Genomic DNA, 9,871 nt, shown 5'->3' on the forward strand with positions numbered 1-9,871 from the left:
CGCCGACCAGCGCGCGCGATTCATCGCCGCCGCCATCGACGACGATGACGTCGCCGGGCCCGACCATCTCGAGCGCGCGATGGATGGCGAGATTGTCGCCGGGACGCGTGCGCACCGTGAAGGCGACGCCGAGCAGCGGCCCGCCGCGGTGAAACGGACGCAGCCCCACCGCGCCGGGCAGCCGGGCGAGATTGTCCGAGATGACCGAGGTCGGCGCGCCGCGAAACCCCTCGAGCAGATCCTTCGGCGGCTTCGGCACGCTGGTGGCCGCAATGGTGATGGTCATGCAAATGATCCTTGATCGTTGCACTCAGTCCGCGAGAACGCGGGCGTTGGAGGGCAGGATGCGGAACGGCCGATTCTCCTTCAGCCACGCGGCGCGCTCGTCGCGCAGCAGCGTGCGGCGGACCTTTCCGGAATCGTCGCGCGGCGGCGTCTCGACGAATTCAAAACTCTCCGGATGCTTGTAGCGGCTAAGCCGGTCTTTCAGGAAATCGGCCATGCCGTCGGCGATCGCCTGCCCTTCCGCATCCGGCTCCGGCTCGATGATGGCGTGCACGCGCTGGCCGAACTCGGGATCCGGCAGGCCGACCACGACGCAGGAGCGCACGCCGGGACAGGCCGACACCGCCGCCTCGATCTCGGCCGGATAGATGTTGGCGCCGCCGCGCAGGATCATGTCGGCGAGCCGGTCGCCGAGATAGAGATAACCCTCCGCGTCCAGCCGCCCGATGTCGCCGAGCGATTCCCAGCCGTCGGCGCGGCGCTTCGGCTCGGCGCCGAGATAGTGATAGGTCGAGCCCGCGCCTTCATTGGGCAGGAAATAGATTTCGCCGGTCTCGCCCGGCGCGACGTCGTTGCCGTCCTCACCGATGATGCGCAGCTTCGCCGTCTCGCCGATCTTGCCGACCGAGCCTCTGTGCTCCAGCCACTCGACGCCGGAGATCACGCAGGCACCCTGCCGCTCGGTGCCGCCATAGAGCTCCCAGATCCGTTCCGGCCCGAGCCATTCGATCCAGTTCTCCTTCAGCCAGGGCGGCATCGGAGCGGCCATGTGGAACACGATCTGCAGGCTCGACAGGTCGTAGGCGTTGCGCACGCGGTCGGGCAGCGCCCAGATCCGGTGCATCATGGTCGGCACGAAATTGACCCATTGCACCCGCTCGCGCTCGATCAGCCGCAGCGTCTCCTCGGCGTCGAACTTGACGAGACCGGTCAGCTTGCCGCCCGCGAACAGCGCAGAATGCGACACGATGAACGGCGCGTTGTGATAGAGCGGGCCCGGATTGAGCAGCGAGGCGCCCAGGGGCATGCCGAGCAGCGGCGCCGCAAGCGTATCGGTCACCGCGGGCTGGTGATCGAGGATCACCTTGGGCCGACCGGTCGAGCCGCCGCTGGTCATGGCCTTCCAGTAGCGCGCCACCGGCGGCGTTAGCGGCTCGTCGGAAAAGCCCTCCGGCACGAAATCCGCCGGCAGGCGATTTGCCGCATTCCAGTCGGCCTCGCCGCCGACCACCAGCGCGGGTTTGAGGACGTCGAGCACGGCGGCGGCCTCGCCGCGCGGTAGCCGCCAGGACAGCGAGGTCGGCGTCGCACCGCACTTCCATACCGCGAACGTCGTCTCGAAGAAGGCGTTGCCGTTGGGCAGCCCGATCGCGACGAAATCGCCGGGTCTGACGCCCTTGGCGGCGAACGCCCGCGCGCGCCTGTTCGCACCGCGCTCGAGCTGGTCCCAGGTCAGCGTGTCCTGCCCATGGCGGACGGCGATCGTTTCGGAGGGTTTGCGCTCCGCGTAAAAGCGCGGCACGTCGGCAAGGGGCAGCAACATCAGGCGTTTCCAACTCGTTTCGGGCCGCCCCGTCGTCCTGCGGGGCGTTCATGCCCGGAAAGTGTAACAGCCGCCGCAAGCCCGGCAAACGCTTCGGTTTCGCGACTGCGAGCAGGCGTGCCCCCGGCCACGTCAAGCACAAAATGTCAGCAGCACGGCCACGAAATTGTCGGGTTCCACGGGTGACAAGCGGACGAGAAGCAGGCAAAGATTCGCCTGATTCAGTTCCAGTTGAGTCCCGTACGGAATACAGCCGCCGAATGTCGACCTCATCGCGTTGCACTGCGCTGCTCCTCGCCTCGACTGCAGGATTTTTCCTGCTGCCGGCGACGCGTGCCGATGCGCAATGGTGGAAGCGGGCGCCGATCGATTTCGAGGATTGCGCCGATCGCGCCGAACAATCCGCGAGCAAAGCGGAGAAGACGGCGGCGCTCGCCGAATGCAACGCAAAGTTCGCCGGCCGCCGGAAGCCGGGCGGCGGCTACACCTATTACGACTTCCTGCAGGACCGCACCTTCGACATCGCCGGCCCCAATCCGACGCCGGACGAGCAGAAGAAGATCGACGAATCCTACACCAGCTATCTCGCCGCCCAGCGCCGCAGCAACGTCGCGGCGGAAGCCGCCGCGCGGCAGCAGCAACAGCGGGAGCAGATCCAGCGGGTGTCATTGCGCAGCGAGGCCGAGCGTGTGCCCGTTCCCGTGCAGCGGCCGAAGCAGTTCCCGGTCGCCGGCGGCGACGCGCGGCGCCCGCGCGGGGCGGCTTGTGTGAGGGGCTCGTTCTCCTGCGAATGGCCGCGGCTGTCGGAAGGATGGAACGATTTGAAGCGGCTGTTCGGCTCCTCCCCCGGCAAGAAGAAGGGATAGTCGTCCCCGCATCCGTCGTTCCGGGGCGCTCAGTCCGTGATCACCATCGCCCAGAACTTCCGGTAGGGCGATTTGGGATTGTCGACGAAGGCGACGCCGACGCGGCGCGCGCCGAGCATCAGCAGGTTCTCGCGGTGGCCGCGCGAGGCCTCCCACTGCTTCAGCATCTCGCCGAAGGTGAGGAAGCCCGCGCCGATGTTCTCGGCCGCGCGCGATTTGCGCAAGATGGCCACGCGGGTCACAAAGCTGCCGGCAACGAAATGGCTGACCTTGTCGCTCGCCGCCATCGCCTTCGCCTGCGTCAGGGCCACCGCATTGAGCCTGGCGTCGCCCTTCACCGCAGGCAGGCCATGGGCGCGGCGATAAGCGCTGATGGGGCCGGCGTAGTCGGCGGCAAGCGCGGCCGACGCATGCACGAGGACAATGCCGAAGGCCAGCAACGGCGTAACCAGCCGCAACAAGACGGCGCGCATCAGTTCGAATGCTTCTTCTTGGTGTGCCGGTGCGTGGCGACCGGCGGATTACCCAGTGCGGCGGTCGCGGCCGGGCCGCTCGCCGCGGTTGCGATCCATCGGGTCAAACGAAGCTTCATCGTGCCTCTCCTGATCTCCTCACATCCCCCGGCGTCGCCGCTGCCTTCGATAGCAGAGGCCGTGCCTGATGCCCACTGCGCGGCCGCGGCGTCCTTGCGGCTACCGCCTCGCCTTGTAACCGTCACGAGAGGCCAATATGTTGTCGCCTCGGGGGCAGCACAGCGGCAGGAGAACGCCATGGGTCTACTCGACGTCCTCAACGGCATGCAGCACGGACCGCGCGGACCGGCCGCGCCGAGCTCATCCCAATCGTCCGGCGGCATGTCGCCACTCACCATGGCGATCCTCGGCCTGCTCGCCTGGAAAACGCTCAAGCATTTCACCAACAACCAGTCCGGCACCGCGCCGCAACCCTCTCCGACGCCTGCGCCGCCGCCCCTGAATACCGGCGGTGGGCTTGGCGGAGGTCTTGGTGGAAGTCTTGGCGACGTGCTCAAGGGCGGGCTTGGCGGATTGATCGCCGGCGGCGCGGCCGGCAGCGTCATCAGCGGCGGGCTCGGCGACCTTCTCAACCAGTTGCAGAAGAGCGGCCAGAGCGACACCGCGAACTCCTGGGTCGGCAAGGGTCCGAACAAGCCGATCGCACCAGGCGATCTGGCGAACGCGCTCGGCGCCGACCAGATCAGCCAGCTCTCCGCCCAGAGCGGGCTGTCGCGCGACGAACTGCTCGCCGGCCTCAGCGAGTACCTGCCACAGGTGATCGACCATCTGACGCCGGATGGGCGGCTGCCGACCGAGCACGAGCTCTCGGGCCGGATCTGAGTCTCATTCGATTCGCTTCAAGAAGGGGGAATACGGACATGAGCATGGGCGGCCTGTTGTGGATCATCGTCGTCGGCTTCATCGCCGGCGTCATCGCGCGCTGGCTGGCGCCGGGCCCGAACAACCCGAGCGGCTTCATCCTCACCACCATCCTCGGCATCGCTGGCGCGTTCCTCGCCACCTGGATCGGCCAGGCCATCGGGCACTACAGCCCCGACCAGGGCGCCGGTTTCATCACCGCCACCATCGGCGCGGTGGTGGTGCTGTTCATCTGGCACCGCCTGGTAGCAAGCGGCGTGATCAAGGGGTGACGGCACGCCGTCAGGGAAGAGGCAGGCTGCTTCAAACCGTCATGGCCGGGCCAAGCCGGCCATGACGGCAGAGGAAGTGTGCGCACTCACGTGATCAGATGCATCCCGGCATCCATGCGTACGATCTCGCCGGTCATGTTGCCGGACGCGGGCGAGGCCAGGAAGCAGACGAGCTGGGCGATATCCTCCGCCGAGGACGCGACCTTCAGCGGGACCTTCGACACCACCATGTCGCGCACCTGCTTGGCGCCCTCCGCGCCACGGCCCTTGGTGAACCAGGGCGTGTCGATGTAGCCGGGACACACGGTGTTGACGCGAATGGCGGGCGCGAGCGCACGCGCCAGCGACAGCGTCATGGTGTTGAGCGCGCCCTTGCTCGCGGCATACGCAATCGAGGAGCCGACGCCGCTGATGCCGGCGACGGAGGACACGTTCACCACCGACGACGGCCGACCAGACGCCTTGGCGGCGGCCTCCAGAAGGCTCCGCGCGGCGCGCACCATCTGGAACGGGCCGATGGTGTTGACGCCGTAGACGCGCTGGAAATCCTCCGCCGACAGCCCGGCGAGATCGCCATGCGCGACATGCTTGGTGGTGCCGGCATTGTTGACCAGCACGTCGAGCCGGCCCCATTTTTCGACCGCCGCCACGAGCTTGCGGCAGTCCTCGTCGCGCGAGACGTCGCCCTGCACGACCAGCACCTCGGCCGCGCCCGCCTTGCGGCAGACCTCCGCCGTGGCCTCGGCTTCGGTCTTGCTCGAGGAATAGTTGATGACGAGCCGCGCTCCGCCCTTGGCAAGAATCTCCGCGGTGGCCGCCCCCAGGCCGGATGCGGACCCCGTCACGATTGCGCACAAGCCGTCCTTTGCCATCCGGATGTCCTCTCTTCTCTTGCGAATGCCGGCGCCCTGTTTAGCGGAGTTCATATCGCCTGCAAATCGGTGAAACTCCGCTAAGCGGAATTAGCTGGCCCATGCCGGCGCCGCAGGAGGGCTTGCGATCAACGCTTGTCAGGACCATGGCTTTTTCAGATCATCGGGCGCAAGAAGAGACCGCATGCCTGTCCGCGAGCGGGCTGCCAATTCAAGAGCACGGGGAACGCTGTGGCGGAGAGTGACAACATCGTCGTCGAGACCGCGGAGAAGATTTTTTCCGATCTCGCCGATCCGCAGACCATCAACCACGACAAGAAGGGCGCGTGGAAAGCGCCGCTGTGGCAGGCGTTGAGCGAAGCCGGCCTGCCCTTGTCCTGGGTGCCGGAGGATTGCGGCGGCTCCGGCGCGAGCCTCGCCGACGGCTTTGCGCTGCTGAACGCCGCCGGCCGCTTTGCGGTCGCCGTTCCCCTGGCCGAGACCATGCTCGCGGGCTGGCTGCTGGCGCAGGCGAAGATCGCCTCGCCGGACGGCGAGATGACGGTGGCCCCTGCTTCGCCCAAGGACCGCATCACGCTGCATCCCGACGGCTCGCTTTCGGGGCGCGCCCGCAGCGTGCCCTTCGCCAAGGCGGCGAAGCATTTTGCCGTGCTGGCGCAGGGCAATGGCGGGCTCTCGATCGCGCTGGTCGACGCCGCCCGGGCGCGCATCGAGGCCGGGCTCAATGTCGGCTACGACAACAGCGACACCGTGACGTTCGACAAGGTGCAGCCGATCACGACCAAGCCGGCGCCGAAGGGGTTTGACCAGAACACCCTGATGCTGATGGGCTGCGTCGCACGCAGCCTGCAGATCGCGGGTTCGCTCGAATCGATGCTCGACATTTCCGTGCGCTACTCCAACGAGCGCGTCGCCTTCGAGAAGAAGATCTCGAAATTCCAGGCGGTGCAGCACAACCTCGCAAGACTCGCCGGCGAATCCGCCGCGGCGCTCGCCGCCGCAACCTCGGCAGCCGATGCGATCGCCAATGCAAAATTCTTCGACGAAGCCATCTTTCTCGAAGCTGCCGCCGCAAAGATCCGCTGCGCGGAAGCCGCCGAGAAGGGCGGCGCCATCGCCCATCAGGTGCACGGCGCGATCGGCTTCACCATGGAGCACATCCTGCACCGCTATTCGCTGCGGGCGCTGGCCTGGCGCGACGATTTCGGCTCGGAGAGCCACTGGGCCGTCGAACTCGGCAGGCTGGTCGCCCACCGTGGCGCCGACGAATTGTGGCCGCTGGTGGCTTCGCGCTGATTAGGGGAACGAGACAACAATGACCGCTGCCCTCCGTTTCGATCCGATCCGCCTGCCGGAAAAGTGCGAGCAACTGCGCAAGGAAGTGCGCGCCTTCCTCGCCGACGAGATCGCCGCCGGCACCTTCGATCCGCACAAGCCCAACCGCGAGGACACCGACGCGCCGGAATTTTCCCGCCGGGTCGGCGCCAAGGGCTGGCTCGGCATGACCTGGCCGAAGAAATATGGCGGCCAGGAACGCTCCTTCCTCGAGCGTTACGTCGTCACCGAGGAGATGCGCGTGGCGAACGCGCCGACGCGGCGCTTCTTCGTCGCCGACCGCCAGAGCGGGCCGGTGCTGCTGAAATACGCGCCCGAGCACGTCAAGATGGACATCCTGCCGCGCATCTGCCGCGGCGAGCTGTGCTTCGCCATCGGCATGAGCGAGCCGAACTCCGGCTCCGACCTGTTCGCGGCAAAGACCCGCGCGACCAGGACCGACGGCGGCTATCTCGTCAACGGCACCAAGATCTGGACCTCGTCGGCGCACATCGCCGACTACATGATCGCGATCTTCCGCACCTCGGCTCCCACCAGGGAGAACCGCCGCCACGGGCTGACGCAGTTCCTGGTCAAGATGAAGCAGCCGGGCATCCAGGTGAACCCGATCGGGCAGATCACCGGCCAGTACGAGTTCAACGAGGTCGTCTTCACCGACTATTTCGTGCCCGACGATCACGTGCTCGGCGAGGTCGACGGCGCCTGGAAACAGGCGACCAGCGAGCTCGCCTATGAGCGCTCGGGCCCCGAGCGTTTCCTCGAGACCTACTACGTGCTCACCGAGCTCGTGCGCGCGGTCGGCGACGAGCCGGATACGCGCAGCGCCGAGGGCATCGGCCGCCTCGTGGCGCAGCTCCACACCATGCGGCGCATGTCGGTCTCCGTCGCCGGCATGCTGCAGGCGGGCAAGGAGCCGGTGGTGGAAGCCTCCATCGTCAAGGACATCGGCACGGTCTGGGAGCAGCAGCTGCCGCACCGCGTGCGCGACCTCGCCGCCTTCGTCGAGGAGACCGCGACCAACCGCGAGACGCTGGAGCGGCAGCTCGATTTCGCCATCAAGACCGCGCCGAAGCTCACCATCCAGGGCGGCACCACCGAAGTGCTGCGCGGCATCATCGCCCGTGGGCTCGGCCTGCGCTGAATAGAATCAATCGAGGATCATCATGAGCACCTACAAAGATATCGGCGTCGAGAAGGTCGGGCACGTCGGCACCATCGAGATCCGCCGTCCGCCGCTCAACTTCTTCGACATCTCGCTGATCAACCAGATCGCGGACGCGCTCGACGAGTTCGACCGCGACATCGAGATCCGCGCCTCGGTGCTGTCGGCGCAGGGCAAGGCGTTCTGCGCCGGCGCCAATTTCAACGATCCGGCGCGGCAGGCGCAGGAGGCGCGTGAGGCCAAAGGCGATCCGGCCGACAGCCTCGGCGCGATCAACCATCTCTACATCCAGGCGGTACGCATCTTCCGCGCCAAGAAGCCGATCGTGGCCGCCGTGCAGGGCGCCGCGATCGGCGGCGGGCTCGGGCTCGCCGTGTCCGCGGATTTCCGCGTCACATGCCCCGAGGCGCGCTTCTCGGCGAACTTCACCAAGCTCGGCTTCCATCCGGGCTTCGGCCTGACCACGACGCTGCCCGAGCTGATCGGCAAGAACAATGCGGAACTGATGTTCTACACCAGCCGCCGCGTCACCGGCGAAGAGGCCTACAAATGGGGCCTCGCCAACGTGCTGGTGCCGCAGGACCAGGTCAAGGCCGCCGCGATGAAGCTCGCCGGCGAGATCGCCGAATGCTCTCCGCTCGGCCTGCTCTCCACCCGCGGCACGATGCGCGCAGGCCTCGCCGACCGCGTCATGGCCGCCACCAATCACGAGCTCGCCGAACAGACGCGGCTCCGCGCCACCGAAGACTTCAAGGAAGGCGTGAAGGCCACGGAAGAGCGCAGGGTGGCGAACTTCAAGGGGCGGTGATCACTTTCTTCCTTCGCCCCTTGTGGGAGAAGGTGGCGCTAAGCGTCGGAAGGGGTTCTCTCCGCGCACACACTTCGACGATCCCCTGCGCATGACGCGCAGCCAGCATGGAGATAGCGGCTATCAGCTGCGCCAGCACGCCGACGTCGACCTTAGCGGCGCCCCGAAAACCGTTCAGCAGCGGCGCCGCCTTCAAGCCTGCCAGCATCGAAGCCGCCTCGTTCGCGCTGACCGGTTCCGGCGTATTCCTGTTGTCGTTCCTTGCTCGGTCGTTCACTCGTCATGACCGGGCCTGTCCCGCCTGCGGGGCCGAAGCCCCTTCGGCGTGGCGAAGGCCCGGGCATGACGACTCAATGTAGAGCTACGCAGACGTCTAGGTTGAAACCCGGAACGTCACCCCACCGAGCGCGAACGCATTGCCCGACACCACGTGCCTCTTCGCCTTGGCGTCATCGCAGACGCGTGCGACGTCGCAGACCTTGAAGTCGAGCCCGCTCATGATCTCGCTGTCGCCTTCGATGAATCGGAAGCTGCAGTTGGGCAGCTTCAGCTCCGCACCATTGCCGAGCTTCGTCGCCGCGATCCCGATGATCTTGCCCCAGTGCTCGGCGAGGCCCCGCGGGTCCGGGCTCTGCATCTCCACGCCGGTGAGCGCCTGCGTCACGTCCTTGCGGATGGATTTTTGCCAATCCGGTCCCGCCGGCGGATAGGGCCCCAGGATATCGTCGCTGCCGGCGGTGTGGTTGAGCTCGATGAAGGCGGCGCGGCAATCGCGTGGATGCAGTTGCACGCCGTGATAGGGCGCATGGTCGATCACGTTCGCGGTGCGGACGCCAAGCGCATTGGCCCGGCGGCCGACCGCGTCGGGATCGTCGCAGCAGAAGATCGCCATGTAGCCGCCGCGGCCGCCGGTCTTTTCGATGAAGCGGCCCGCCGCGGTGCCGTCCTGCAACGGTGCGACCACCTCCAGCAGGATGGTGTCGACCGGCAGGAGCGCATTCTCCAGGCCGTATTTGGCGACATTACCGTCGCGGTAACAGACCGCGAGGCCCATGATGGCGGCGATGTCGGAGACGACCGGTTCGAGATGCGGCGCGACCAGGCAGATCTGCCGCAGCCGCAGATAGCTCGCCATGGCTACTGCCCCCTGAACGCCGGCTTGCGCTTCTCGACGAAGGCCTTTGCGGCCTCCTTGTGGTCGTCGGTGTCGCCGCAGCGGGTGTGATGGATCGCCTCGCCGTCGAAGCAGTCCTCCAGCGCGAGATGCTCGGCATTGTTGATGTTGCGCTTGATGTAGCCGAGTGCGATCGACGGGCCCTGCGCCAGCGACAGCG

The 9,871-nt window shown here is 67.0% G+C and carries 11 protein-coding genes and 2 pseudogenes; 6 read left to right on the forward strand and 7 right to left on the reverse strand.

Going from position 1 to position 9,871, the window contains the following annotated elements; genetic code table 11:
* Both KGM94_RS19760 and KGM94_RS19765 read right to left on the reverse strand, forming a co-directional pair.
* Positions 1–286: pseudogene (locus tag KGM94_RS19760) on the reverse strand (RraA family protein); the annotation flags it as partial.
* 24 nt (positions 287–310) lie between these two features.
* On the reverse strand, positions 311–1,828 hold the full coding sequence (locus tag KGM94_RS19765; protein WP_300263209.1) for an AMP-binding protein: 1,518 nt from the start codon (positions 1,826–1,828) through the stop codon (positions 311–313).
* Between the two features lie 260 nt (positions 1,829–2,088).
* Here KGM94_RS19765 and KGM94_RS19770 point away from each other — a divergent pair, with 260 nt between their 5' ends.
* On the forward strand, positions 2,089–2,694 hold the full coding sequence (locus KGM94_RS19770) for a hypothetical protein (protein ID WP_300263211.1): 606 nt from the start codon (positions 2,089–2,091) through the stop codon (positions 2,692–2,694).
* A gap of 29 nt (positions 2,695–2,723) precedes the next feature.
* Here the strand turns inward: KGM94_RS19770 and KGM94_RS19775 are convergent, their stop codons facing one another.
* On the reverse strand, positions 2,724–3,167 hold the full coding sequence (locus KGM94_RS19775) for a CAP domain-containing protein (RefSeq protein ID WP_300263213.1): 444 nt from the start codon (positions 3,165–3,167) through the stop codon (positions 2,724–2,726).
* Positions 3,168–3,464: 297 nt separating this feature from the next.
* On the opposite strand from KGM94_RS19775, the gene KGM94_RS19780 reads away from it, so the two are divergent.
* Together KGM94_RS19780 and KGM94_RS19785 are read left to right on the forward strand one after the other, a co-directional pair.
* The gene (locus KGM94_RS19780; RefSeq protein ID WP_300263214.1) at positions 3,465–4,049 is read left to right on the forward strand and encodes a YidB family protein; all 585 of its coding nucleotides are present in this window, start codon (positions 3,465–3,467) and stop codon (positions 4,047–4,049) included.
* A gap of 38 nt (positions 4,050–4,087) precedes the next feature.
* Complete coding sequence (locus KGM94_RS19785; RefSeq protein ID WP_300263216.1) at positions 4,088–4,360, forward strand: GlsB/YeaQ/YmgE family stress response membrane protein; 273 nt, start codon at positions 4,088–4,090, stop codon at positions 4,358–4,360.
* A gap of 86 nt (positions 4,361–4,446) precedes the next feature.
* Here the strand turns inward: KGM94_RS19785 and KGM94_RS19790 are convergent, their stop codons facing one another.
* Positions 4,447–5,232, reverse strand: a complete 786-nt coding sequence (locus KGM94_RS19790; protein WP_300263218.1) for an SDR family oxidoreductase — start codon at positions 5,230–5,232, stop codon at positions 4,447–4,449.
* A 231-nt stretch (positions 5,233–5,463) separates the two neighbouring features.
* Here KGM94_RS19790 and KGM94_RS19795 point away from each other — a divergent pair, with 231 nt between their 5' ends.
* From KGM94_RS19795 to KGM94_RS19805, 3 genes are read left to right on the forward strand one after another with little or no spacing between them, the layout of a single operon-like run.
* The gene (locus KGM94_RS19795; protein ID WP_300263220.1) at positions 5,464–6,528 is read left to right on the forward strand and encodes an acyl-CoA dehydrogenase family protein; all 1,065 of its coding nucleotides are present in this window, start codon (positions 5,464–5,466) and stop codon (positions 6,526–6,528) included.
* Positions 6,529–6,547: 19 nt separating this feature from the next.
* A complete protein-coding gene (locus tag KGM94_RS19800) occupies positions 6,548–7,708 on the forward strand; it encodes an acyl-CoA dehydrogenase family protein (RefSeq protein ID WP_300263223.1) in 1,161 nt (386 codons plus the stop codon).
* Between the two features lie 22 nt (positions 7,709–7,730).
* Complete coding sequence (locus tag KGM94_RS19805) at positions 7,731–8,537, forward strand: enoyl-CoA hydratase/isomerase family protein (RefSeq protein ID WP_300263224.1); 807 nt, start codon at positions 7,731–7,733, stop codon at positions 8,535–8,537.
* Here the strand turns inward: KGM94_RS19805 and KGM94_RS19810 are convergent.
* From KGM94_RS19810 to KGM94_RS19820, 3 genes and pseudogenes are all read right to left on the reverse strand, one after another.
* Positions 8,524–8,814: an acetate--CoA ligase family protein gene (locus KGM94_RS19810; RefSeq protein WP_366526257.1), complete on the reverse strand. Its 291-nt coding sequence runs from the start codon at positions 8,812–8,814 to the stop codon at positions 8,524–8,526. The two genes, KGM94_RS19805 and KGM94_RS19810, sit on opposite strands and share 14 nt — an antisense overlap.
* Before the next feature lie 96 nt (positions 8,815–8,910).
* Entirely contained in the window at positions 8,911–9,672 is a 762-nt protein-coding gene (locus KGM94_RS19815; RefSeq protein WP_300263228.1) for a hypothetical protein, read from the reverse strand.
* 2 nt (positions 9,673–9,674) lie between these two features.
* Positions 9,675–9,871: pseudogene (locus KGM94_RS19820) on the reverse strand (enoyl-CoA hydratase); the annotation flags it as partial.

The organism is Bradyrhizobium sp., from assembly GCF_028868675.1.
Taxonomy (GTDB): Bacteria; Pseudomonadota; Alphaproteobacteria; order Rhizobiales; family Xanthobacteraceae; genus Bradyrhizobium.

What these genes read in the sequence shown, in the direction of transcription:
- KGM94_RS19765 (WP_300263209.1), bottom strand. Translation starts at nt 1,828, where the DNA reads ATGTTGCTGCCCCTTGCCGACGTGCCGCGCTTTTACGCGGAGCGCAAA.
- KGM94_RS19770 (WP_300263211.1), top strand. Translation starts at nt 2,089, where the DNA reads ATGTCGACCTCATCGCGTTGCACTGCGCTGCTCCTCGCCTCGACTGCA.
- KGM94_RS19775 (WP_300263213.1), bottom strand. Translation starts at nt 3,167, where the DNA reads ATGCGCGCCGTCTTGTTGCGGCTGGTTACGCCGTTGCTGGCCTTCGGC.
- KGM94_RS19780 (WP_300263214.1), top strand. Translation starts at nt 3,465, where the DNA reads ATGGGTCTACTCGACGTCCTCAACGGCATGCAGCACGGACCGCGCGGA.
- KGM94_RS19785 (WP_300263216.1), top strand. Translation starts at nt 4,088, where the DNA reads ATGAGCATGGGCGGCCTGTTGTGGATCATCGTCGTCGGCTTCATCGCC.
- KGM94_RS19790 (WP_300263218.1), bottom strand. Translation starts at nt 5,232, where the DNA reads ATGGCAAAGGACGGCTTGTGCGCAATCGTGACGGGGTCCGCATCCGGC.
- KGM94_RS19800 (WP_300263223.1), top strand. Translation starts at nt 6,548, where the DNA reads ATGACCGCTGCCCTCCGTTTCGATCCGATCCGCCTGCCGGAAAAGTGC.
- KGM94_RS19805 (WP_300263224.1), top strand. Translation starts at nt 7,731, where the DNA reads ATGAGCACCTACAAAGATATCGGCGTCGAGAAGGTCGGGCACGTCGGC.
- KGM94_RS19815 (WP_300263228.1), bottom strand. Translation starts at nt 9,672, where the DNA reads ATGGCGAGCTATCTGCGGCTGCGGCAGATCTGCCTGGTCGCGCCGCAT.